Source organism: Microbacterium luteum (assembly GCF_015277875.1).
Lineage (GTDB): Bacteria > Actinomycetota > Actinomycetes > Actinomycetales > Microbacteriaceae > Microbacterium > Microbacterium luteum.
Genome location: NZ_CP063814.1, coordinates 2120612 through 2145040 on the forward strand (window position 1 = coordinate 2120612; position 24429 = coordinate 2145040).

Consider the following 24429-nt stretch of genomic DNA (forward strand, 5'->3'; position numbering starts at 1 on the left):
AGAGCGCGCCGAATCACCTCGGAATCCGCTCGCGGGAATGCAGAAGGCCCGGCTCATTCGAGCCGGGCCTTCATCTTTCCGGTGGGCTGTTGGCACAATCTGTAGTAACGCGGTGCAACGTGATGCCGCACGTCCCGCTTTCCTGCCGACTGCGGCACTTTTTCCTGCACCCATCTACTCGCCGTTCACAGGTCCCAGTCGACGCGCGCCTTGCTCCCGAGGAATGCGCTGACCTTTCCGAACGGCGGCGACTTGGCGAGAGTTGGCCGATCTGCGCGACCGGCTCGAGGATGAGCGTTCGCGAACCTGCGATGCAATGGGTTGTTTAGCGGAACGAGGTCAGCGACATCGTTCGCGAAACCGCCCCACAGCAACCATGCGATCCTCTTCGGCTGCGAATTGATGGCCCGAAGTACTTCAACGGTGAACTGCTCCCATGTCGCTAGGTCGGGCTCAGTATCTCCAACGCCGTGAGTGAGTGCCACGTTGAGTAAGAGGATGCCACGGCGGGCCCACGGCGTCAGGTCGTCTTGTGTGGGTGCGATACCCACGTCTCGTCGAAGCCCTCCGAAGATGCGCCCCAGCGACTTAGGGCGTGAGCCGGTGTAGGAAGTTGGGGTCGAGAATGCCAGCCCATGCGCCTGGTCTGGGATCGGATATGGATCCTCTCCAACAATGACGGCGCGCACAGCGTCGAGCGGTGTCAAGTGAAACGCGCGAAAAACGTCCCGCCCAGTGGGAGGTGAGACCTGACCCGGACTTGAAGTGGCGTAGATGTCATCTACGACGTCGTACAACTGCATCAGGTCGAAGCCATTGTCAGCGACTGCGACTGCCCAGTCGTCGGGGAGGCGCGAGCAATCCGACTGGGTGATCATGGGATCCAGTTCTCCTCAGCGCCGAGTCGAGGCGTACGGATGACGACAATCCCGCCGACATTGTCGGGCATCTGGTTCTGCAGCGACTCAAGGTCTCGGTCTCTAGCAATCACCTCAAGGACGTAGTCAGGCGGAGAGTACGTCAGCGGGTTTAGCACGTGATCCAGATATCGGACTCCGCCGTGCATCGTGTCAGCCGGAAGGCCCTGGAAGACAGGTCCAAGGTCATCGTGGGCAGCCGCGGCTGAGCGCTCGACGCTCGTAGCCACCGGGGACAACTGACCGGCACGGACCTTGAGAACCCGGTCCACCATAGAGCGGACGACGGCGCGCGTGCCGTCGGGCCTCGCCTTGAGGAACCTCGCCAGATCAGGTGACATGGCTCGCTGTAGCGCCGGTATGAGAAAGGCCCCTGTCGAAGGCGGCTTCCATAGGTCCTCGAGCGCCACTGACCGCTCATAGGTCGAGACCGCATCGTCCACCATCGAGTCGTCAGCGAGCAGAGCCGGCATGAGCGAAACCGTCCTCCTCATGCACTCAGGACATCGGGACTTCCAATGCTTGCCGGGGCAGGGCGCCCAATGCCTGTAATCCCCCGTGCCGAGGTAGAGCGCGTGAACAGGGAGCACGCGGAGAGTGGCAGCAGCTTCGACGAGGCTCTCGCGTTGCAGTCTTGTTGAACCCTTGGTGTGGTAGTCGAACTTGAAGCTCCAGCGATGTTTCGTTACCGTCAGGCGCTTCGCCTGCACCAGCATCCCGTATGCCCCGAAGCTGTCGATCCACCACCAGACCCAGTCCGCACCGCTCAACGCTTCTGCGCGCTGGGTAAACGGAACCACGGTGACTGCGGGCGCGGCGTGAGCGAGGACCATCTCGGTCATCGCGGTCTCTCCCCAAGCGAGCTCCGCGGCTTCGCAGACCGCCATGTGCCTAGCAGACACGATTCGTGCGCGCCGAAACGCCTCTTGGACGGTAGTCATCGAATCCGCGCTCTCAGAACACTCCTCGCCCAGCCCTGGCTGCTACATCCTTGCCCAGAGAACCTCACGCTGCCGACGCTTGCTTCTGGTCGTCCGGGCTCTGGATCAACTCAGCCTGCTTTGCAAGCGCAGTATCGAGGGCTGTGCAGACGGTCACCCAGCGAGTTGCCCAGTTGGTGTCTGCCGACGCCTCGGCTCGGATGCGCAGCTTGTTTCCGACCGAGCTCTTGGCCCCGTCCTTGATTCGGTACCGGACGACATCCTTCGCGGCGTCCACCTGAAAGTCTGAGAACTGCTTATCGTTGTCCTCGTTCAGTTCACTCATCCATTCATCTGGAAAGAGGCCTTCAACTGCAAAGCCATTTCGAACATAGACATACTCACGGTTTGAGATGAATGGAACCCCGACATTGCCGAAGTAGCTCGCGAGATCACTGACAGCCTTCTGTCCCGCCTCATCGCCGTCGAAGAGACTCACCGTGGGCTGCTCTTTGCGAAGGATCTCATAGTTTGCGCGAACAAACCCCGCGAGCTGGGATGCGCCACCCCGGTCGCTGATGGTCGCGTTGCGGAGCTGCGGCCAAGCCGCCCCAGCCCACCCCTCGCTCAAGCGCAGGAACCAGCGCAGGAACTCGGAGTCGCTCTGTCCCTCTGTCAGGACCGTTACAGTCCCCAAAGAAAAGTAGTCTGCGAATCGCAGTCCGAGGCCGCGCCGAAGGGCCATAGTCGCCTTTTCGTGCGACTTGAATGTCTCGATGGAGGTGCAAGCATCGGGATCAAGGCTCGTGCCGATGACTCGACGGGGGTCGTGCGGAACGAAGGCCATGGAATGACTCGTCATGACGAGAGTCGACGACTCCCCCAGCTTTTCGAGCAGTCTGGTCGCGCTGTGCGACAGCTTCGGGTGCAAGAACGATTCGGGCTCCTCCACGAGCCAAATAGATCTGCGCCCTCGCGCAGTCTCCATGTCCGTTACCCATTGCAGTGCGGCCATGAAAGCGAGGCTCTGAATGCCTTGCCCCTTCCGGTCTAGTGAGGTCTTGTAGGGATCGCTGAGATAGAAATCGAAGTCGCTGAGCATGTTCTCGAGCGATCCACCCTTGAACCCGAACGACGCGGAAACGTTGGCAACGCCACTGGAGACGAGGGCCGTCGTGATGTTGTGGGAGACCGCGGCGAGTTCCCTCTCAATCTCGCCCAGCAACGGTTCCAGTACCCCCACAACGACACCCCGGATGAAAGGGGTCAGGACGTCGTCGATGAGTTCACGCATGCTTTTTTCCGACGGGATGAAATGGCATTCGAACTGCTTCAGAAGGTCAATGACGAGTTGCTTCTGAAGACGGCTGATAGCAGACTGCGCCGTGCCGTCCTTCGGTCGCTTCTGGTTCGGGAAGAAGTTGTACACGGGAGTGTTCGATGGCGAGAAGGTGAGATAAAGCGCAACTGCTCCCCCTGGCCGGTCCAGCCCGTACATGGCGTAGAGCTTGTCTAGATCCTCGTAGAAGCCTGAGTCAGCGCCGGTCTGATCTCCTTCGAAGTAACCGACGATTGAGGTTCGTGCGCCCTTACCCCTGGGGGAATCGTGCTCGACTGTGTATGCGTGCATGTTGTCATGGCCAGTAAAAAACATCTGGACGGCTTGCAACAGATTCGTCTTGCCACTGTTGTTCGGTCCGATGACAGTCAGACTCTCCCGCAGGTCCAGGAACTGCTCCTGCGCCCCGACCGTCCGAAAGTTCTTTACCCGCACCCCAGTTAGCTTCACTTCGATAAGTTATCGCGCGATGTCCACATTCCATCCTCGCCCGAGCGGCGCGCCCACTGAGCAACTACAGAACGTGACGCGGATGAGTTCACCATTGCGCACCACGACTAGCGTTGCGACATGGACAAAGAAAGTCTCGCCCCGGGCGAGAGCTTGCACCTAGTCGTCGCGCCCGCTCCGCCCGAGCTGCGGACTGAATCGGTTTAGTAGCAGGTCAACGGTTACGTTTGCTGTCGCCGAACTGCTTGAGCACTGTATCGACCACAAGCGCCGCCGACACGACGAGCGACAGCAGTGGATCTTCTAGCGGCCGGTACATCTCAAGCACGTAGTTGTCCGCCTTGGTGAAGTTCTCTTTCCCGAGCCCTGCCCAGGTCTTCGTGATCCTTGCGATCTCGGTGCCTCGGGGGTCCTGGATGCTGAAGTCCCACGCTCGCCAGTCCTCCGCGTTGATCGTGCCGAGCACCTTATCGTCTGACTCCATCCTGAAGCGGACGTTGAACTTGCCGCCGAGTACCTGGGCCATGACACCGAAGTTCTCCTGCGCGATCTGGCCGACATGACTGCCGTCCTCTCGCATGACGATCACCTTGGACTTCAGCATCGTTGCCGGCCGAGTCAACGTCAGCACGGGACGACCGTCCGCGTCGACGATCTGTAGGCGTTTGGTCGAGTTCTCGCGTCCGACCACGACCCGGGACATGCTTGATCCGTACTCGCGCACGCCGCCTACTTTGTGGCCGTGCTGATTGAAGACTTGGTACTCGGCCTTCTTCTCGAACAGCTTCGCCCTCTGGTTGACCACGAGCACTTGCTCGGTGAATAGCGTCCCGCCGCCGATGCGAGATGAGTCGCCAACGCCGAGCTTCCTGAGTTGGCGCTGCACCTTTTTGTTGGCGACGGGAGCCTGGGTTGCAACCTGCGTCGTGGCGGGCTGCCCTGTCGGCGGAGCGGGCGGCGCGACGACCGGTGCATCGACAAGCTGCTGCCCCCGCGACCCGACGTGCTCCGTCCACTGCACGCCGTTCCAGTACCGGTGTTCGTACCGACCGAACGGATCGGGAAACCAGCCAGCGGGCGCACGCTCATTCATGCATGGAGGCTAACAGCGAAGGGCGACGCGACCTGGGTGCGCGGCCTGCTCGAACGCGCGCGCCGGCGACACGGCTTCGCTACCGAACGCAGTCGCCGAGAAGAGCTGATCAGATAGAAACCCGGCTTGAAGATGTCGTGGAGTCCCGTCCGGGCGCCAAACACCGCTCGCGACCTATGCCGTCGACCAGGCCCGGTGAGCTCAACCCACAGGTCGTCGCGTGAATTCGCGAGGAGGGGTGGACCTTCGAACCACCGGTCGGCGTGGTTTTCCCGCTCCTCGACATTTAAGCAGCCGGACCCGACGCGGCACACGGGAACCCGTGCCGCCGAGTGCGCCGCACCAACCGCAGTCGGCGTGCCTTGTCGGGGGGATGGGCCAGTATGGACGGACAGCGGCATCGCAGCCGCGTTCTTCGTTCGGACGTCAAAGGGGAGGGCGGCGACGAGTGAGCCAGTCTGAGCACACGAGCGTGATCACTATCCGGCGTTTGTTCGCGAGATCTCGGGCGGATATCTGGACGGCTATCGTTCACGAGGGCCATCTCTGGGGAATGCACCGCGGCGACGACATTCACGGGATCGACCTAGGCGGCGCGGTGGCTGGCAGTGACGTGCATGCCCCCGACGGCCGCCGCGGGCGTGTCACGACCGTTGGCGCGCACCACTTGGAGTGGACATGGCTGCTGTCGTGGGAGGGAAGCACCGGAACCGTCCAGCTGCGACTTGAAGAGTCTGACGACACGACAAGCATCGAGGTGACGGAACGTGCGGACTGGAAGGACGTTCACGACGCCGACGTGTTCTGGGAGCAATGGTTCGGCGCACTCGACGACTGGACAAGATTCCCCACCGAAAGCGATGAACGTCGCGGCTTGATCCGCTACCGCACAGACGAGATTTGGAGTCCGCGAGACCCGCGGCTGAGTGAGCTTGAAGCCTTGACCGCTCTGCGGCGGGGAGAGCACTCCTCGTCACTGGGCGCGTTGGACAAAGTTGCGCTCCAAGCACTGCTCGTGCGCGCACTGGCAGCGCAGGGAAAGCTCGACGAGGCCGAGAAGGAGCTCCACGCCGCTTTCTCCGGTTTCAAAGAGGCGCCAGCGTGGGTGCCGATGCTCGAAGCGCTCGAGCGCGGACGAATCTACAAGGAGCGGGCCGCGCGCGTGGCTGAGGCCGACGCATATGCGGACGTCGACGAGCTGTGGACCGAGGCCGCGGAACATCTCGCGCGCTGCATCTGGATCGCACCGGAGCGGGACCTCGACCTCGTCTTAGAAGCTGCGTGGGAGCTCGCCACGATGACAACGACGGCTGATGGCCCGGGCTACACCTCCCTATGGGCCGAGTTCGGGTCTGCCGTCGCCGCGAGGGCGCCGGCAGATGTCCACACGGCCTGGTCCCCCAGATTCGCTGCGCTCTCGGGCTAACGCGACCTGATCACCCACGCAGGCGAAACACTTGTCGGCGGGATGGGCCAGGATGGACGGACAGCGGCATCGCAGCCGTGTTCTTCGTCGCGCAACACCAGGAGTGCCCACCTGTGGTGAACCACGTCAGCTTCATCTGGAACATTGCCGAGTCCCTTCGCGGGCCATTCAAGCCCTCGGAGTACGGGTCGGTCGTCCTCCCCTTCACAGTGCTCCGCCGCCTCGACGCTGACCTCGCCGACACGAAAGCCGAGGTACTCGAGGTCGCGAAGAGCGTCCAGGGACAGCCCGAGAAGCTGCAGGAGATCAAACTGACCGCCTCGTCCAGGCGCCAGTTCTACAACACCTCGCCTTTCGACTTCGCCAAGCTTGTCGCCGACCCGGCAGACCTCCGCGCCAACCTGTCGTCGTACCTAGCCGGGTTCTCGGCGAACGTGCGGGACATCTTCGACCGGTTCGAATTCGACAAGTCGCTAAACAAGCTGGCCGAGAAGAACAAGCTGTTCGCGGTGACCGAGAAGTTCGCGCAGGCCGACTTCCACCCGCGAACCGTGAGCAACATTCAGATGGGGCTGGTCTTCGAGGAACTTATCCGGTGGGCGAACGAACGCTCAAACGAAACTGCCGGCGACCACTACACCCCCCGTGAAGTCATCGCTCTCATGGTGCAGCTTCTGTTCGCGCTCGACGACGACGCTCTCTCCAAGCCGGGGGTGGTCCGCTCCATCTACGACCCCACCGCCGGGACGGGCGGGATGCTGTCCGTCGCGGACGAGTACCTCCGGAAGATGAACCCGCACATCCAGCTCAGCCTGTATGGGCAGGACTACAACGACGCCTCGTACGCGATCTGCAAAGCAGACATGGTCATCAAGGGCCAGGACGTCAACAACATCGCCCTCGGCGACACCCTCACCGAAGACGCCTTCAACGACAAGAAGTTCGACTACGGCCTGTCCAACCCGCCCTTCGGGGTCGACTGGAAGGACCAGCGCACGGTCGTCGACGACGAGCACACCAAGCTCGGCTTCAACGGACGCTTCGGCCCCGGCACCCCCGCCGTCAGCGACGGGGCCATGCTGTTCCTCCTGCACCTCGTGTCGAAGATGCGCAAGCCCGAAGACGGCGGATCCCGCATGGCCATCGTCCTCAACGGGTCCCCGCTGTTCTCGGGCGGCGCCGGCGGCGGCGAGTCGAACATCCGAAAGTGGCTGCTCGACAACGACCTCGTCGAGGCGATCATCGGACTGCCGAAGGACATGTTCTACAACACCGGCATCGCCACCTACATCTGGGTACTCACCAACCGCAAAGACGAGGCACGCAAGGGCCGGGTGCAGCTCATCGACGGCCGCGAGATGTTCACCAAGCTGCGCAAGGGTCTCGGCTCCAAGCGCAACGAACTCTCCCCGAAGAACATCGACACCATCGTCGGCCTGTACGCCGGATTCGAAGACGGCGAGCACTCGAAGATCTTCCGCAACGAGGACTTCCTCTACCGCACCATCACCGTCGAACGCCCCCTCAAACTCAACTGGCACGCCACCCCCGAACGCATCGACGCGGTCTTCGAAGCCAAGACCATTCAGAAGCTGAACGAGACGGATGCCGCAGCCCTCCACGCCGCGCTCGACCGACTCGGTGCCGACACGGTGTGGAAAAACCGGGCCGAGTTCCAGAAGATGTTGAAGGCTGCCGCGAAAGCCGAAGGCCTCACCCTCCCCGCACCGCTGCTCAAGGCCGTGACCAACGAGCTCGGTGAGCAGGACGATACCGCCGACACCTGCGCCGACACGAAGGGGAACCCGGAGGCGGATTCCTCACTCCGTGACACCGAGAACGTGCCCTGGGACGAGGACGTCGACGCCTACGTCGCCCGCGAAGTCCTCCCATACGCGCCCGATGCCTGGTTCGACCACTCCAAGACCAAGGAAGGCGCGGAGATCCCCTTCACCCGCCACTTCTACCAGTACATCCCGGCACGCGCCCTAGAAGAGATCGACCGCGACCTCGACGCCGTCATGGACCAACTCCGCGCAATGCTCGTCGAGGTCGAACAGTGATGCAGGGACCTTGGTCGGACGGCGTACCCAGCGGCTGGCAGATTCGTCCGCTGTGGAGCGAGTTTCGGCGGGGAAAGACACTGGGCGATGGATCGGAAGAGCTTCTCTCGGTCTATCGCGACTACGGAGTCATCCCGAAATTCAGCCGCGACGACAACTTCAACAAGCCCTCAGAGGACCTGTCGAAGTACCAGCGGGTTTCGGTGGGGGACCTCGTCGTCAACAAGATGAAGGCCTGGCAGGGGTCACTCGGGATCTCGAATCACGATGGCATCGTGAGCCCTGCGTACTTCGTCTACAAGGCAATCGGGACCTTCGAGCGGCGATTCGCTCACTACCTTCTCCGTAGCAAGGAGTATGCGGATCATATGGCCGCCATCTCCTCCGGTATCAGGCCGAACCAGTGGGATCTCGACCCCGCACAGTTCGCCGTGACACCTCTCCTTGTCCCTCCGCCGGCGGAGCAGCGGTCAATTGCGGACTATCTGGATCGGGAGACGGCGCAGATCGACGCGTTCATCGCGAAGAACGAGGAACTCATCACCCTCCTCACCGAACGCCGCGCGGCTTCAATCGATGACGCATTCATGCGGCTGGATGCGGAGCATACGAGGTTGAAGTACTGCGCCGCGATCCAGACGGGCGTGACGCTGGGAGGCGACGGAGACCCTGCGGATCCCGAGTGGCCCTACCTGCGTGTAGCGAACGTTCAAGTCGGCCGGGTGGTCCTGGAAGACGTCAAGACCATCCGAGTGCCCGAGGCTAGAGCTCGTCAATCGATGCTAAGCGTCGGTGATGTCCTGATGACAGAGGGTGGGGACCGCGACAAGCTCGGCCGTGGGGCACTGTGGTCGGGCGATGTCACGCCGATGCTCCATCAGAACCACGTGTTCGCTGTCAAGGTTGCGCCCAACCTGAACGCTCGATTCTTGATGCGGTGGTTAGACGCCAGCCCTTCGCGCGAGTACTTCGAAACCACCGCCGTGCAGACAACGAATCTCGCGTCGACGAACAAGACGCTCGTCGGGAATCTGCCGATGCCTTCGTGCCCAGTGGAGGCGCAGTTGACCCTTGTGGAGGTTCTCGACTCGCGGCTCAAGAAGATCGACGAGACTATCGCCGTTGCCGAACAATCCGTCACGCTGGCGCGTGAGCGCCGTGCTGCGCTGATTTCGTCGGCGGTGACGGGGAAGATTGATGTGGGGGTGTCCGCGTGAGTGGTGTTACTGGTGCTCATTTGGAGTCGGTGCTGGAGTCCGAGATCGCAGAGCATCTTGCCGCGAACGGCTGGCTGTACTCACCGACCGACGCCGGCTACGACCGTGAACTCGCACTGTTCCCCGAGGATGTGCTCGGCTGGCTAGAGGATTCGCAGCCGACCGAGTTCGCGAAGGTCGTCCGCCCCGGCGATACCAAGGCTCAGCGTGCGGCCGCGGGCCGCGGCATCCTGAGTCGTTTGGCGAAGTCTTTGGATCTTGATCCGTTGAAGAACGGCGGAACCATTCGCCTTCTTCATGACGGTTTCTCCATGGTGCCGCTGCACGGTGGTGCGGTGAAGTTGCGGATGGCGCAGTTCCGACCGGCGACGACGAACAACCCTGACACGGTTGAGGCGCACGGCAAGATGCGGATGCGGGTGATGCGTCAGGTGCATTATTCGGTCAAGCACCCGCACCGAGCGTTGGACCTGGTGTTGTTCATCAACGGCATTCCGGTGGCGACGGTGGAGTTGAAGACCGACTTCACGCAGGCGATCTCGAACGCGGTGGATCAGTATCGGTTTGACCGTGATCCGGCCGGCGAGCCGTTGTTCGCGTTCGCGAAACGGTCGCTCGTGCACTTTGTGGTGTCGAACTCCGAGGTGCGGATGACGACGAAGCTTGCCGGTGCGCGCACGCGTTTTCTGCCGTTCAACAAGGGTGCCGATGAGGGTGCGGGCAATCCGGTGAATCCGGACGGGTCGGCGTCGTCGTATTTCTGGGAAGAGATTCTGCAGCGCGACACGTGGTTGCAGATGTTCGGGTCGTTCGTGCACCTGCAGGTGGAGACAGAGGTGGATCCTGACACGGGCAAGAAGACCCGGTCGCAGAAGGTGCTGTTTCCGCGTTACCACCAGTGGCGCGCCGTCACACGGTTGGTGGAGGCGGCGCGGGCCGAAGGTGCAGGCAACCGGTACTTGGTGCAGCATTCGGCGGGCTCAGGGAAGACGAACTCGATTTCGTGGCTCGCCCACAGGCTGTCGCAACTGCATGACGACCAGAACACGCGGGTGTTCGACACGGTTGTGGTGGTCACTGACCGGACCGTGCTGGACAAGCAGCTGCAGGATGCGATCAGCCAGTTCGAGAAGCATGCCGGCGTGGTGCAGTCCATCACCAGGGACGCGGGCGAGTCGAAGTCGAAGCAGCTTGCTGAAGCGTTGGCCGGTGGCAAGAACATCGTGATCGTGACGATTCAGTCGTTCGAGGCCCTGATCACCGCGATCCAAACGGTTCCAGCCCTCCAGGGCCGTCGGTTCGCCGTGATCGCTGACGAGGCGCACTCATCCCAGACAGGGTCGACCGCGGGTGCGTTGACCAAGGTGCTCTCCCCTGACGAACAGGCCGCTGTGACTGAGGGGGCCCCCATCGATTCCGAGGCCTACTTGCGGTGGGCGATGGAGGTTACTGCCGCGGCCCCGAACATCTCGTACTTCGCGTTCACTGCGACACCCAAGGCCAAGACTCTGGAACTCTTCGGGCGTATTCCCGGGGGCGGGGAGCTACCGGAGCCGTTCGACCTGTACTCGATGCAGCAGGCCATCGAGGAAGGATTCATCTTGGATGTGCTGCAGAACTACACGCCGTACAAAGTGGCGTGGAAGTTGCAGCATCCGGGCGCGGAGTATGACGGTGAGGGTGAGGTTGACGAGTCGACGGCGGTGAAGGCGTTGGTTCAGTACGTCCGGCTGCACTCGACGAACATCAGCCAGAAGGCGAAGATCGTCGTCGACCATTTCCGTACATTCGTACAGCCCCTCCTCCACGGCAAGGCCAAAGCGATGGTCGTGACCGGCTCTCGGATCGAAGCAGTCCGATGGAAGAAGTACCTCGACACCTACATTCGGGAGACCGGTGCGGAGGATGTTCGATCCCTGGTCGCGTTCTCCGGGACGGTTGATGACCCTGAGTTGGTGGGCGAGGGGTTGACGGAGCGGACGCAGAATCCGGGAGTTCAGTCGGATCTCGCGGAGGCGTTCAAACCGGCCACGTACAACGTGATGATCGTGGCCGAGAAGTTCCAGACCGGGTTTGACCAGCCGAGGCTTGTCGCGATGTATGTCGACAGGAAGCTGGGCGGTGTCCAGGCGGTACAGACGCTCTCCCGGTTGAATCGCATTTATCCGGAGAAGGACAAGACGTTCGTCCTCGACTTCGTCAACGATCCTGAAGAGATCCGGGATGCGTTCTTGCCGTACTACGGGAGGGCTGTGCTGACGGCGATGACGGACCCGAACTTGATCTTCGATCTCGTCACGAAGCTAGATTCGTCCGGGATCTACGAAATGGCCGAAGTCGAGCAGGCTTTCGACGCGGCACTGACGGGCGGCGTGAACGCGAACTCCCGGGTGTCCGCGGCGACGGCGCCCGCGGTGGACCGGTTCTCGAAGCGGTGGGTGGCGGCGGTGCTTGATGGCGACAAGACCGAGCAAGACGAGTTGCGGCTGTTCAAGGCTGACGCGAGCCAGTTCGTGAAGTTCTACGACTTCATCTCCCAAGCGCGCAACCTTGAGGATCCCGATCTTCCGCGCCGGCATTACTTCTTCCGCCGCATCCTTCCGCAGCTGTCCACGGCGACCTACGTGGAGCCGGTGGACATCTCCGAGGTGCAGCTCGCCGGGTACAAGATCACGGCGGGCGAGTCGGTTGCACTCGCGCTCGAGCAGGGGGCGGGGTTGGATCCGATCACTGCCATCGGATCGGGCGCCATTCATGAGATGCACCGGTCAGCGTTGGAGGAAATCGTGGAGAGGCTCAACGAACGACTGGGCGACAAGTATGGCCTGGGCGTCATCGACATCACGATGAATCACATCGTCGGCAAGCTTGCCCTCGACGTCGACCTCGCCCAGCAGGCGGAGGTCAACACACCGCAGCAGTTCTCCGAGTCGCCGGCTCTGCCGAAGGCGTTCACGAAAGCGGTGGTGGAGGTGCGGGAGGAAACGCCCGCGTTCATCGACGACCTGTTGGACGATGGCGGTCTCTACGCGGACCTGGCAAAACAGCTTCCCGCCATGCTGTACGAGTACTTCAAGGGGAAGGCCGGGGCCGGTGGGCCGGCCTGAGTCGCCCGGCAAATGCATCCGCGGTCGGCGTTCGTCCGTCGCGACGGCGTTCGCTCTCCGCGGCCGCTCTCGTAACTTAGGACCCCAACAGTCGGTGTAGCGCCGCCGAGTACTCCTCCTCGACGAATCGCGTCGGTGAGTTGCCCTGGAGACGGGCGGCTCCCGCCAGCGTCCTGGAAGTCGACGATCTTCGTCTCGCCCTCGTCAGTGGAGGTTAGATCGTTCACCGCCAGCACCACTTCCGAGACCGGGTCGGCCGAAGGATGGAGAGGGTATCGGGATCCAGGGGTTTGCGCCAGGAGTCGCTGGACGTGCCTGTACAACCTGTGCAGCGAGCGAGAAGCAACGTCGTCGGTATCGAATCCCCGATTCAGCGACAGTTTGACGCGAGGGCTCCCGCGGTCTCCACCGGCAGTGAAACGCTTAGCGTGCCGACCGAGAGGTAGCCAGATGGTGAGCGAGGAAGCAGGGAATGCTTGGGCCGATGTTGTCGGTCCCTGTTACACGCAGGAGTCGGTTCAGCGGGTTCTCGGCGTCACCCGGAGCGAAGTGGAGCAGGCCGCGTGCGAGCTTCGGCTGGTCGCTCTGCCCACTTCCGACAACGTCGTTCTCTACCCAGCCTGGCAAATGCTCGGTGATCGAGTCGTTGACGGACTGCCCGAGGTTCTTGCGGTGCTGAGTTCGGGAGTCGACGATCCGTGGACCTGGGCTCAGTTCCTTGCCGCGGTTCCTTTCGAAGGCAACGATGCCCGGCGACACATCGACGCACTGCGAGACGGCGACATCGACGTCGTGCTGCTCTCCGCTACGCACGCCGCCAACGCCTGGCACACCTGAGGGAGGTCCCGCGTGAACGATGACGACCAGGCCCTGGTTTGGAGCGGCGGCGGCCGACAACCGGTACGAGCCTGAGCGATAAAGCCGAGAGCGCACCGAATCGCGTTTCACCGACTCTTCGACGCATCAGGAATCGGCCGTGTGGAAGGTCGGTCCTGCCTGAGACGCTGTGTTGATGCAAGCGCTTGAGACAGCTGAGCCTCCTCGCCTTCCGGACGAGCGGGTCGCGGTCTGCGGTGACTGGCACGGCAGCATTGGTTGGCTACGTACTCTCGCGCCGGCGATCTCGGTACTCGCGCCAGACATCACCACGATTCTGCAGCTTGGCGACTGGTGGATGGACCCGGTGAGAAGTGACGCCGTTTTCCTTGACGCCGGTATCCGACGCGTGTGTGTCACCCTTGGGAACCACGAGCCGTGGAACACCATCTCGCCTCTTCTTGACGGGCGCCCGGGCGGAGCTGTTCGGGTCTCGGAGGTGACGTGGATCCTGCCTCGGCCTGCGCGACTTGAGATCGGCGGACGGAAGATTCTGTCGCTAGGTGGCGCATCGTCCGTCGACCGGCGATGGCGGAGCGAGGGAAGGGAATGGTGGCCGGACGAGTCCATCACTGACGAGCACGTTGCTGCCGCGACCGTCGGCGGAGCGGTGGACATCATGCTCACTCATGAGTCGCCAGCGCAATCTCCCGTAGGTCCGGTTCGGGGGCTCCTGCGGACGAACCCGATGGGGTATCCGAAGGACGCGCTTATCGAGTCGGCCGCATCCCGGGCACGAATCAGCCAGGTGTGGGACATCGTGCGACCGTCTCTGCTCATGCACGGCCACATGCATGCCCCGGGCCAGGGCATCACCGATGACGGTCGCCGCGTCGTGAGTCTCGGCTGCGACGGCCAGCAAGGCAATCTCGCCGTCCTCGACCTTCGAACGCTCACGCTCGAGATTCCCACCCTCCGCCAAGTCCTAGAAGCTGCAAGACAGGCATAGCGACACATTCACCTCGCATCACCACACACTTCGCGCCGCTGAGCGGATACGGCGGGGCTCGCGCGGTTCCACAGGCCGTCTGCGCGTTGGCCACGAAAGGGATGAGGCGCGACAGCCCTGCCAACCTCGTCGTGAGCCGGCTCGACCGCGCGGCCATTGCGAGGGGTGACGGCCGACTGCCCGCGACAGTGGCACCCGATTCGCCGTACTTTGAAGATCTCGACGCGGGATCACTCCCGTCGTCGAAGCGCCAGCAACCGGTGCAACGCTTGGGCGCGCTTCTCACCGAGAGTCCCCGTCTGCAGCCTTTGAAGCTGACGCCCCAGCCAGCGCGCGAGTGTTTAGACGGCGCTTCGGAAAGCGCGTGTGTGGGGATCGGAAAGCGTGGGCGCGGCGGTCGGAAAGCGCGCCGCGCCCAGCGGTGGGCTATCCGGCGTGTACCTCTTCTTCGGTGATGGCAGCGGTGTGGCGGCGCATGTTGGGGCCGGCGAGTTGCACGATCTCGGCGTTGGAGATGATCCGGTTCAGGATCGACTCGGCGATCACTGCATCGTGGAGAGATTTGTACCAGTCCTCGGGGTCGAACTGACTGGTCACTGCGGTTGAGCCTCTGCCTTCGCGTGCGGCGAGGATGTTGAGCAGCTCGGCCGCGGTCTCGCTCGTGATCGGCGTTGTTAAGAAGTCGTCGAGCACGAGCAGGTCGCAGGAGTGCAGCTCGCTGAGGAACCGTAGCCGGGCGGGGTCGGTGTGGTGGTGGACGGCGAGCTGGTTGGCGAGGTCGTCGAGCCGGTAGTACCGGGCGGTGTAGTCGCGTCGGCAGGCGGCGTGCACGAGCGCTTGCGCGAGGTAGGACTTGCCGACGCTCGACGATCCCAGGACGACGAGGTTCGTGGTGCGGTCGATCCAGTGGCATGCTGCGAGGCGGGCGACGACCTCGCGGTTCAAGCTGCGGCCTTCGAGGTAGCGGATGTCTTCGACGCAAGCGGCCGGGTTCGGGGTGCGGGACGCTTTGAGCAGTTTCATCATGCGCCGCTCGCCTCGGGCGGCGGTTTCCTGCTCGAGGGCATGGCGGATCTTCTGTGAGAAGGTCCATTCATCGAAGGTGGGGTCGTTGGCGATGTCGATGACGGCTTCGCCGAACGCGGTCATTCGCAACCGGGTGAACAGGGGCATGTCGTCGATGGTGAGGTGCTGGTCACGCATCATCGCCCTCGATTCCCTGACCGGTGCCGATGAGGTTGTCGAGGCTGAACGCGCTGATGCCGGCCAGGTGGGCCCGGCTGGTGTCCCGCCCGGCGGGTGGACGCGACGACGGCGGAGTGTCCGCTCTGGCCCAGGCCTCTGGATCGGCGCTGGGTCTGGCGTCCTGCTCGGCGCGGACCGCGGCGATGGCGTGCTTCACGGAGGTGTAGCTGACCTGCCGGCGCTCGTCACCGTCCGTGAGGCGTCGGCAGGCCTGCTCCAGGAGTTGCCGGTTCCCGCGCTTTCCGAGGTCGAGGATGTTCATGCAGGAGCGGAATCCTTGCGCCTCGATCGTCTTCGAATCCAGCAGGCGGGTCAGGGCGGTCACGGTCCCGGGGCCTGCTTTCGCGGCCTGGCGGAGGAAGTAGGCGCGGGTCCAGAGCCCGGCCTGATCTTCCAGGTGGGCGGGTGCGTGCTCCGGGTCGGTGACGTAGCGGTTGCGGTGCCTGCCGAGCTGGTGGGTGGCGATCACTTCCCCGTCAGCGAGGACGTCGAGCGTGTCGCCGACGATCCGCACGTCCACCCCGCGGCCGGCGAACCCGTACGGGACGGAGTACTTGATCGTGTCGATCTGGATATGCCAGTCGCGATGCACCTTCGCTTTCCGCCACGTCACCGGCTCCCATCGCTGTTCGGGCAACTCGAGCAGCGCCGGCTTCTCGTGCTCGGTGAACCAATCCCACCGCGATCGTGCCTCTCCGCGGAACGGGGTCCGGTGGTTGATCCATTCCACCCGCTCGGCGATCGCGTCGTTCAGGTCGTCGAGGGAGGCGAACACCTGGTCGGCGAGGTAATGGATGACCCAGTTCGTGACCACCTTCACCCCGGATTCGACATGACCCTTGTCTCTGGGTGCCGCGGATCTGGTCGGGACCGCAGCGGTTCGGTAGTGCTCGAGGAACTGCGCGTAGGAGGAGTTCACGTCGCGGGCGCGTTCGCTCTTGCTGATCTGGTTCGACGCCGTCGACGCGTTGTCCGGCACGACCAGCAACGTGACGCCGTCTATGTATTCGAATGCTCGCCGGTGCGCGTCCGCCCAGGCGGGGAACTTCTCGTCCAGACACCCGTAAGCGAACACGAGCCCGGAGTACGGCAGCGACGCCACGAACACCGACACCGAGGTGACCTGCCCAGAGATCGGGTCGACGATCTGCATCCGGGTGCCCGCCCAGTCGACCTGCATCGTATGCCCGGGGACGTGCTGGATCGGGGCGGTGAGGTCGTTGACTCGCACGTGCTCGGCGACGATCTGACAGAACCGTTCATACCCATAGTGGCTGCGGCCATCGGGAGCGTCGACCTGCAGATACTGCGCCCACAACACCTTCAGCGGGGGCTTGTTCCGCCCCAGCCTGGCAGCGACGACTCTGTCGATATCGACCGGCACGAACTCCCCGGTGACGCTCTTGCGCCCGTCGGAGAACAGCCCGTCAACGTCTTCGCGTGAGAGCGCGTCGACCTGGCTGACAGCCGTCAGCTCGTGTTCGTCGAGCACCCGGCGGACCTTCGCGATCGTGCGCTGCGAGCATCCCTCCCGGGCAGCGATCTCGCGATACGGGACCTTGTCCAGCACGAGCCGCATCAACTGGCGGTAGTCGGTCATCAGGAATCATTCCTCTCACCCCGACGAACACTCGTCGACAGGGGTGAGAGTCATCATTGAGCAGCCACGCGCGCTACCCGATGCTTACACGCGCGCTTTCCGATCTTTACACACGCGCTTTCCGAAGCGTCGTCTAAACACGCGAGAGCGAACTCCCGAGCATCTTCACCGTTCAAGCGCGGCAGGTCACCCATGTCTTTGACGAAGGTGACGCAAGCTGCCAGGTTCGTGCGCCACACGCTCTCCAGGGGATCCCAGTCGAAGGCGGGCGACACGTCGAGCCGAGCCCGCTGATACGCGTTGAGCTGATCCTCGAAACGCCGCTGATATCGCGCCCATTCGCCGAGCCGTCGTTCCTCGTCGCCGAGAGTGGTGCGCGCTCGCGTGTTCTCGCGTGGTGCCCGACCGAGCATGCGCCAGTGATCCTCGTATCGATGGAGCGTTTCGATCCATTTGGCCGCCCGCCTCGACGTGGCAGAAATTTCCTGAAGAATCCACGACGCCGTCATTGAATACCGGTTCGCGTCGATGTCGTCGGGTCTTGCGGACCGCCACAGGGCGTCGGCTTGGGCATGGAGTTCGTCGCGTGTCGGCGTGAGCACGGGGTCCTTTCGGGGCGCAAGTGGTGCGCCCACATGGACCTATGCGCAGTGCGGATCCGCAGGTCGACCACGCGGCGTGGCGTCGTCGTTGTCGCTGAGTCGGCGGACTCACGCATCCGCGATTCGTAGCGTGTCGATGTCGATGCAACGCGCCGCCGAAGGGAACCCAATGTCCAGCGCCACCCACGATGAGCCCTTCCTCACGGATGACATGCACGGGACCCACGTCGTCGAGACCGCAGACGGAACCGACCTCTGTGTCGATCTCGACGCCCGCACCGTCACGACCTTCGCGACGCCCCCAAGCCCCCTGCGGCGCCGAACCCGCGAACAGGTCGACCTGGTACTGCTCGCGACCTGTCGCGTCGGCGAGCCGATGGTGCTCCTCCTCGATCTCGACATCCCCGGGGTCTGGTTCACCCGACGCACGACCGAGCCCGTGGCGCGAATCCTGCCAACGACGTCCCGCACGAGATTGGAACGCGCAAGGTGACGCGGCCCCCAATGGACCCGAGCGAGACGCTCGGATCCTCAGACCCAGCGCTCCCGACGTATACGCCCATAAACGCTCGCCCGTACTGGGCGGAGCTCGAACCAGCGGTCACGCGCGCCGTGACCATCGCTGCCCAGACGTTGAACCGTGACCCCGGCAGCCTGTACCCCCCAGCCACCGCATTCGCTCTCTGGGCATGGCAGACACGGGGTGTGCCCGCCGAGACGACGCGGATCTTTCGTCAACGACTCGTTGACGAGTTCGTTCATCTCGGGATGCCGGAATTCTCCCGCAGTAGCCGGGCCACGTACCGCTCGACGCTTCTTGCCATAGCTGAGGTCGTCACGCCGACGTACGAGAAGACCCTGCCGATCCCGCGCTCCGAACCGACGGCCCCCTATTCGGCATCCGAGGTGGCCGCCCTCAGAAGCTGGGCGGTACGGCAAGGGCGTCCCAGCCGGCGGCGCGATGCACTGGTCCTGCTTGCGCTCGGCCTCGGCGCCGGGCTCGCCACCCGGGAGCTCCTTACGGTCCGTGGCACGGACCTGGAATGGCACGACGGCATCCTTCACGTCACGGTGTGGGAGCCACGCACTCGGCTCGTGCCCGTGTTGCCGCACTGGACCGCACCACTGCTCGACTTTCTCGACGACGAGGATCGCGACCGTTGGGTGTTCCGCCCCGGACGGCAGGGCGTCCGGGGCGCCCAAGTCACCGATTTCCTCCACCGCGGTCAGCGGACGGACCTCGATGTCCGCCCTGCCCGCATGCGAACAACCTGGCTACTGACCCACTTGATCGCAGGCACAGCCCCGCGCGAGCTTCTCTGCATTGCCGGGCTGGAGAATCTCGCCGCACTCGACCGAATCACACGCTTCATTCCGCAGCCCATAGCTCCCATGCACTGACATCGGTCAAGCGCTTCGAGAGCCGGTGAATGGTCATGCGAGCTACCGGCCAGCTCACATCACAAGTTTTCCGAGCCGCCGCGTACATGCTCGGCATGACCGCGAAACACCGACTCAACGACATCCTCCGCGACAAGCAAACGTACGCTCACCTCCGCGACATCAACCCCGACATGCCTGACTTCGTCTGGCACGTCATGCTCGGCTACCGCCCGCACGTCAACCACGCACAGTGGGACGCCGTCCGAGAGTTCACCCTCGCGACTGCCGTTGCTCTTCGGCCCACGACGTTCGACAGCACACGACGTCTGATGTCGATGTCGGCACGGTTTCACGCCTGGCTCTGGGCATCGACGGGACTGGAGCTGACGGTCGGCCGCGTCTACACGCAGACCAACATCGATCTCTACCTGCAGAACCAGCTGGGACACCGCTCCCCCGAGCACAAGTGGGGTGTGGCTCGACAGCTGGTCGCGAACGGCCGCGAGCTCACGAACGCCGAGCTCCACGGGCTTCCCGCCCCGGACATGAAGCTCCGTGCCCCGTTCGCGCCCGCCCAGATCGCGACCATGCACAGCTGGGCAACCCGCCTCACCACGGTGAAGAAACGTCAGAACGCCTGGGCACTGCTCGGCTTGGCCGGCGGCGCCGGACTCCGCGCGGAAGAGATCGTCGGCGTCAATGTCGAGCACATCGACGCCCAGAACGGCCGCGTGTTCGTCAACGTCGAAGGAACGAGAGCGCGCCGCGTGCCTGTCCGTCATTCCTGGGCGCGCGTCCTCCTCCGAAGCATCGAAGGACGCAACGCTGGCGAGCGAGTCTTCCGCGGCCCGCACATCGAGGAGTACCGCCCCCGCATCATCCAAACCTTCCTCACCGACCACCCTGCGCCTGTCCGCCCAACGCCGTGCCGCCTCCGTGCAAGCTGGCTCGTACACCACCTCGATAACGGTGTGCCCCTCCAGGTACTGAAGGAACTTGGAGGTTTCCGCACGTATGACACGCTCACCCGCTACGTCGACTTCACCCGCCCCGTCGATCCGTCCGATTACACCGGTCTCCTCATCGGCGACGAGGTCCCCCGATGACCGCCGCCGACATCGACTACCTGATTCCCGGATACGACCTCGGTACCGGAGGAATCAGCCCCGCCGAGGTTCTGGGTCGGGGCCGCAACACCGACCTCATCGAGGACGCCACTGTCGCGCTCGCCGAAGCGCGCGTTCGCAAGTCCGGCGTTCTGGAGAAGCTCGACCAGTGGGCTGCGGAGGACCGGAACACCGATGGCACGGGCGGTCGACCTGCGATGATCTCGTCGCGTGCCGTACTCACCGCATTCCTTCTCCTCGCGCGCGAGAGTTCGCCGATGCACGTACGACGAGCGGCTCTCCTGCTTCAGGTCAGGCTCACACCCGCGTCGCAGAAGCTGCTCGGACTTCCAGAAAGCGACAGTGAGCTCGTTCTCCCGAGCGCTTCGAAAGACCGCTGGTACAACAACACGATGCGCGCGTTCCAACGGATGAACTCGCGCATGGACCCGTACCCGCAGGAACGCTACACGGCGAAAACACACGAGATGATTCAAGCGATTCTAGACGCGCACGACCCAGTTCGATCCGAGAGGTACAAGGCGCGTCTGAACGAATTCACGCGCCTGTTCCTCCGCATGACCATCATGGAACAGCCTCGAGCCATCCGCCGCCGGTACAAGAAGCTTGACCTGTCGTTTGACCAGACATACGTCGGAACCCCCACCACCCGCGGGTTCTCTCACAACACCATCAAGAACAAGATCGCGGTCGAACGCAGCACCGCAGACTTCGGCAAGATTGCTCCCGGCCCCGTAGACGCATTCGCTGGCTGGCACGTCGGCAACGGTGAGCGCACTGACTACCAGCGTCACGAGGTCGACCAAACGAACCCGAAGGACAAGAAGAACTCGGGCAAGGTCTTCGACTGGGGCTGGGTCGCCAATCTAGCCGTACGCGTGGACTCCGAGGCGCCCGGCACCAAACGATTCCCCACCCTCGTCGTCGCAGCAAGCCTGAGCATCCCGAATCGCGAAGTGGCAGAGGAAGCCGTCGACCTGCTCCGGTCAGCAACGACACTTGGGATGGAGCCCGGGGTCGCCGACGCGGACAAGCAGTACTGGGCCAACAGCGTGCCCGGCCGACTACTCAAACCCGCCCTCGAGACCGGATTCACTCCGTCCACGGAGTACCGCGTCGACCGACTCGGAGTGCGAGGTGGACAGCACGGAGCGCTCGCAGTCGAAGGTGACATGTACTGCCCCTCGACACCGGCACCACTCCTCAATGCAACCAAAGACGCTCACGACGGCGTCATCGACATCGCGACATACAAGGCGCGCATCAAGAGCCGCAAAGCATTCGCCCTACACGTCAAAGACAAAGCGAAGTCCTCCAGCGCAAACGCGCTGTTGCGCTGCCCCGCGCTTGGGCCGAGCCCCAGCGTCACCTGCCCGCTCCGCGAGATGATGAAGTCCGCTACCAGAAAGGCGCGGCCGCACGTGGAGCCCGAGACGCTCGAAGAAGAGTTTCTCGACACGATCTGCAAGAAGCATTCCGCCTCATTCGACCTCACCGCCATGCAGCAGCCGGCGCAGGCGTTCGACTACGGCACCGACGAGTGGGAAGAGTTTCACGAGCACGCCCGCAACACGGTGGAGTCAGAGAACCAGCAGCTCAAAGCATCGGGCGACGAGGACATCGAAACTGCCGGCCGACGCCGCGTCCGCGGCATCAGCGCCGCACAGATCATCATCACTCTGCTGTTGGTCAACCACAACATTCGCAAGATTGCTTCGTTCCTCGACGACGAGCAGCGACGTGACCGCAAGAACAGCCCCGCCGAACCGTCGCCAACTCGCCGCCGCGACCGTGCCTGGTTGAACAAGTACACCAAGACCAACGGCGACGGCGACATCCGCGTCCGCAACACGAAGGACCTCAAGCGATCCACGGAGCCGCAGCCTCTGCGCACGTGACAGCGAGAACCGCTCGCCTAACATCCGCCGCTATCAAGCCGGCAAGCAGACCGCACGACAGGGGGTGTTTGTCGACCCCGAAAACACCCGATACCGCTTCGCGAACGTGCGAAACCGCAGACTGAGAACCGAAGTACCCCTCGAACCCGCGCGAAATCCACCACAAACAAGAAGACCCCCTGCGATGCGCAGGGGGTCTTCTTGTTTTCCGACCTCCGCGGGCTGTTCTGCTAACAGTTTTGCCAACAGCCCTCCGGTCGGGATGACAGGATTTGAACCTGCGACCCCTTGACCCCCAGTCAAGTGCGCTACCAAGCTGCGCCACATCCCGGAGTTCGGACCGCAATCCGAACAACTCCCCTATCCTAGCCGCAACGGCACCCCGCTGCGAACCACGCCGACGCCCGGGCGTTGCACCGCCCACCTTGCCCGCGAGTAGCCTCGACGGGATGGCTGACGACACCGGGACGGCACGGCTCGCGCCGCGGTCCGTCGGCGCCGTCGCGGGTCTCGTGCTCGCCACGGTCGGCACGGCCCTCCCCTTGTCGATGGCGGCACCCACGCTCTCCACCACCGCCGAGCTCTACGGCACGACGACCGCGGACACCACGTGGGTGCTCACCACGACGCTCATCGTCGCGACGGTCTCCGCACCGGTCATCGGCCGCCTCGGCGACAATCACTCGCCGCGGCGCATCCTGCTCTTCGTCCTCCCGATCATCGCGCTCGGACTCTTCCTCGCCGGAAGCGCGGCGACCCTCACCCAGCTGATCCTCGCCCGCGCCCTGCAGGGTCTCGCCGGCGGCGTGCTTCCCCTCGCACTGTCGCTGACACAGCGGATCGTGCCACCACGCCGCCGCGCGCTGTGGGTCGGGATCCTCGCCAGCACGTTCGCCTCGGGAACCGCCCTCGGTGCGGTGCTGGCCGGTGTGCTCGTCAACGCCTGGGGCACTCCCGCCCTGGCATGGCTGCCGCTCGCGATCGTCGTCATCGCCGAGATCGCGCTCCTCGCCTTCCTCCCCGCCACGCCCGCGTCTGGCAGCCGACGCCTGCACGTGCGCGCATCCCTCGCGCTCGGAGCAGGGGGCGTTGCCCTGCTCCTCGCGATCACGGAGGCCCCGAAGCTCCCCTCCCCCTTCGTGACCGTTCCGCTGCTGCTGGCGGCGGGGCTCGCGGCCCTCGCCGGCTGGGCGCGTACCCAGTACCGCGGCGACACGCCCCTGTGGGATCGCACCGCCTGGCGGCGTCGTCGCTCACTCGTCGCGGCACACCTCATGGCGCTCCTCGGCGGCGCGGCACTGTTCGCCACGTTCGTCGCCCTTCCCGCGTTCGTCGAGTCGGACGACGGTCTCGGGCGGTCGGTCGCGATCGGCGGGGCACTCCTTCTCCCGGCAACAGCGGCCATCGCCGCCGTCGGACCCCTCGCAGGCCTCTTGCGCCGACGTCTCGGAAGGCGCGGTACCGCCCTGGTCGGCGCGGCCGCGGCGACGACCGGGGCGACGCTGCAATGGATGGCCCCGCACGAGATCCCCGTCCTGCTCGCCGGCTCCGCGCTGCTGGGTGCCGGAGTGGCCGTCACCTTCGCCGCGGCGCTGACCGTCTCGATCGAACTCGCCTCGGCCGACGACGTGGCCACCGCATCCGCCCCGAACATCGTCGCTCGTCAGCTCGGCGGCGCACTCGGGGCCGGGACCGCCGGCGCCGTCCTGGCCGTGTCCGCGACCGGCACCCGATTCGACGCAGCGTTCGGGATCATCGCGGCTCTCAGCGCCGCTGTCGCCGTCGCCACGATCGGGCTTCCGCGCAGCCGCTCGCGAGTACGCTCGACGGGATGAGCGAGAGCGCACGGGTGGACGCGTGGCTGTGGGCGGTGCGCGTCTACAAGACGCGGTCCGCCGCGACCACGGCGTGCCGTGCCGGACACGTGCGCGTCAACGGCGACCGCGCCAAGGCCGCCCAGCCCGTTCGCCCCGGCGACGAACTGCGCGTGCGCATCAACGGATTCGACCGTCACCTCGTGGTCCGTCAGGCCATCACCAAGCGCGTCGGTGCGCCCGCTGCCGCCGCAGCCGTGGAGGACCGCACTCCGCCGCCTCCCCCACGCACCGAGGTGCCGTTCGTGCCCGTCCGCGATCGTGGGGCCGGGCGCCCGACCAAGCGCGAGCGGCGCGAGATCGACCGCCTGCGCGGCCGCGACGGCGACGACCGCTGACGACG

General features: G+C 64.1%; 19 protein-coding genes and 1 tRNA gene. 12 read left to right on the forward strand and 8 right to left on the reverse strand.

All coding sequences use genetic code 11. The features are described from left to right. Positions 1-185: 185 nt before the first annotated feature. The 4 genes from IM777_RS10625 to IM777_RS10640 form a co-directional block, all read right to left on the reverse strand. Entirely contained in the window at positions 186-878 is a 693-nt protein-coding gene (locus IM777_RS10625; protein ID WP_194383319.1) for a uracil-DNA glycosylase, read from the reverse strand. Then, on the reverse strand, positions 875-1759 hold the full coding sequence (locus IM777_RS10630; protein ID WP_228480759.1) for a hypothetical protein: 885 nt from the start codon (positions 1757-1759) through the stop codon (positions 875-877). Before IM777_RS10630 ends, IM777_RS10625 begins: the two co-directional genes overlap by 4 nt. Positions 1760-1922: 163 nt before the next feature. Continuing rightward, positions 1923-3611 (reverse strand): ATP-dependent nuclease, encoded by a 1689-nt coding sequence (locus IM777_RS10635; protein WP_194383321.1) that lies wholly within the window; start codon positions 3609-3611, stop codon positions 1923-1925. 229 nt (positions 3612-3840) lie between these two features. Next, positions 3841-4719 carry an LURP-one-related family protein gene (locus IM777_RS10640; RefSeq protein WP_194383322.1) on the reverse strand — a complete coding sequence of 293 codons (879 nt, stop codon included), beginning with the start codon at positions 4717-4719 and terminating at the stop codon, positions 3841-3843. A gap of 448 nt (positions 4720-5167) precedes the next feature. Between IM777_RS10640 and IM777_RS10645 the strand changes: the two genes are divergently transcribed. The 6 genes from IM777_RS10645 to IM777_RS10670 all read left to right on the forward strand — a co-directional run bounded on the left by IM777_RS10645 (position 5168) and on the right by IM777_RS10670 (position 14357). After that, a complete protein-coding gene (locus IM777_RS10645) occupies positions 5168-6145 on the forward strand; it encodes an SRPBCC family protein (RefSeq protein ID WP_194383323.1) in 978 nt (325 codons plus the stop codon). A 113-nt stretch (positions 6146-6258) separates the two neighbouring features. Beyond that, the gene (locus IM777_RS10650) at positions 6259-8208 is read left to right on the forward strand and encodes a type I restriction-modification system subunit M (RefSeq protein WP_228480761.1); all 1950 of its coding nucleotides are present in this window, start codon (positions 6259-6261) and stop codon (positions 8206-8208) included. Then, positions 8208-9425 (forward strand): restriction endonuclease subunit S, encoded by a 1218-nt coding sequence (locus IM777_RS10655; RefSeq protein ID WP_228481092.1) that lies wholly within the window; start codon positions 8208-8210, stop codon positions 9423-9425. Before IM777_RS10650 ends, IM777_RS10655 begins: the two co-directional genes overlap by 1 nt. A 29-nt stretch (positions 9426-9454) precedes the next feature. Continuing rightward, positions 9455-12532: a type I restriction endonuclease subunit R gene (locus IM777_RS10660; protein ID WP_228480762.1), complete on the forward strand. Its 3078-nt coding sequence runs from the start codon at positions 9455-9457 to the stop codon at positions 12530-12532. Between the two features lie 450 nt (positions 12533-12982). Next, positions 12983-13369 carry a hypothetical protein gene (locus tag IM777_RS10665; protein WP_194383327.1) on the forward strand — a complete coding sequence of 129 codons (387 nt, stop codon included), beginning with the start codon at positions 12983-12985 and terminating at the stop codon, positions 13367-13369. A gap of 175 nt (positions 13370-13544) precedes the next feature. Continuing rightward, a complete protein-coding gene (locus IM777_RS10670) occupies positions 13545-14357 on the forward strand; it encodes a metallophosphoesterase family protein (protein ID WP_194383328.1) in 813 nt (270 codons plus the stop codon). A gap of 426 nt (positions 14358-14783) precedes the next feature. On the opposite strand, the gene IM777_RS10675 is transcribed toward IM777_RS10670, so the two are convergent. The 3 genes from IM777_RS10675 to IM777_RS10685 are packed head-to-tail and all read right to left on the reverse strand — an operon-like array spanning position 14784 to position 17804. Continuing rightward, positions 14784-15563 (reverse strand): ATP-binding protein, encoded by a 780-nt coding sequence (locus IM777_RS10675; RefSeq protein WP_228480763.1) that lies wholly within the window; start codon positions 15561-15563, stop codon positions 14784-14786. After that, a complete protein-coding gene (gene istA / locus IM777_RS10680) occupies positions 15553-17202 on the reverse strand; it encodes an IS21 family transposase (RefSeq protein ID WP_194383329.1) in 1650 nt (549 codons plus the stop codon). Before istA ends, IM777_RS10675 begins: the two co-directional genes overlap by 11 nt. A gap of 53 nt (positions 17203-17255) precedes the next feature. After that, complete coding sequence (locus tag IM777_RS10685) at positions 17256-17804, reverse strand: hypothetical protein (RefSeq protein ID WP_194383330.1); 549 nt, start codon at positions 17802-17804, stop codon at positions 17256-17258. Positions 17805-17973: 169 nt separating this feature from the next. Between IM777_RS10685 and IM777_RS10690 the strand changes: the two genes are divergently transcribed. The 4 genes from IM777_RS10690 to IM777_RS10705 all read left to right on the forward strand — a co-directional run bounded on the left by IM777_RS10690 (position 17974) and on the right by IM777_RS10705 (position 22212). Beyond that, positions 17974-18297 carry a hypothetical protein gene (locus IM777_RS10690; RefSeq protein ID WP_194383331.1) on the forward strand — a complete coding sequence of 108 codons (324 nt, stop codon included), beginning with the start codon at positions 17974-17976 and terminating at the stop codon, positions 18295-18297. Between the two features lie 212 nt (positions 18298-18509). Further along, a complete protein-coding gene (locus IM777_RS10695) occupies positions 18510-19205 on the forward strand; it encodes a hypothetical protein (RefSeq protein WP_194383332.1) in 696 nt (231 codons plus the stop codon). A 95-nt stretch (positions 19206-19300) separates the two neighbouring features. Then, positions 19301-20293: a tyrosine-type recombinase/integrase gene (locus tag IM777_RS10700; protein WP_194383333.1), complete on the forward strand. Its 993-nt coding sequence runs from the start codon at positions 19301-19303 to the stop codon at positions 20291-20293. Further along, positions 20290-22212, forward strand: coding sequence for a hypothetical protein (locus IM777_RS10705; RefSeq protein ID WP_194383334.1), 1923 nt, complete (start codon positions 20290-20292; stop codon positions 22210-22212). Before IM777_RS10700 ends, IM777_RS10705 begins: the two co-directional genes overlap by 4 nt. Before the next feature lie 257 nt (positions 22213-22469). On the opposite strand, the gene IM777_RS10710 is transcribed toward IM777_RS10705, so the two are convergent. Next, positions 22470-22543 (reverse strand) — tRNA-Pro (locus IM777_RS10710). 118 nt (positions 22544-22661) lie between these two features. On the opposite strand from IM777_RS10710, the gene IM777_RS10715 reads away from it, so the two are divergent. Both IM777_RS10715 and IM777_RS10720 read left to right on the forward strand, forming a co-directional pair. Beyond that, positions 22662-24047 (forward strand): MFS transporter, encoded by a 1386-nt coding sequence (locus IM777_RS10715; protein WP_194383335.1) that lies wholly within the window; start codon positions 22662-22664, stop codon positions 24045-24047. After that, positions 24044-24424: an RNA-binding S4 domain-containing protein gene (locus tag IM777_RS10720; RefSeq protein WP_194383336.1), complete on the forward strand. Its 381-nt coding sequence runs from the start codon at positions 24044-24046 to the stop codon at positions 24422-24424. Before IM777_RS10715 ends, IM777_RS10720 begins: the two co-directional genes overlap by 4 nt. The last annotated feature ends 5 nt before the right edge of the window (positions 24425-24429 follow it).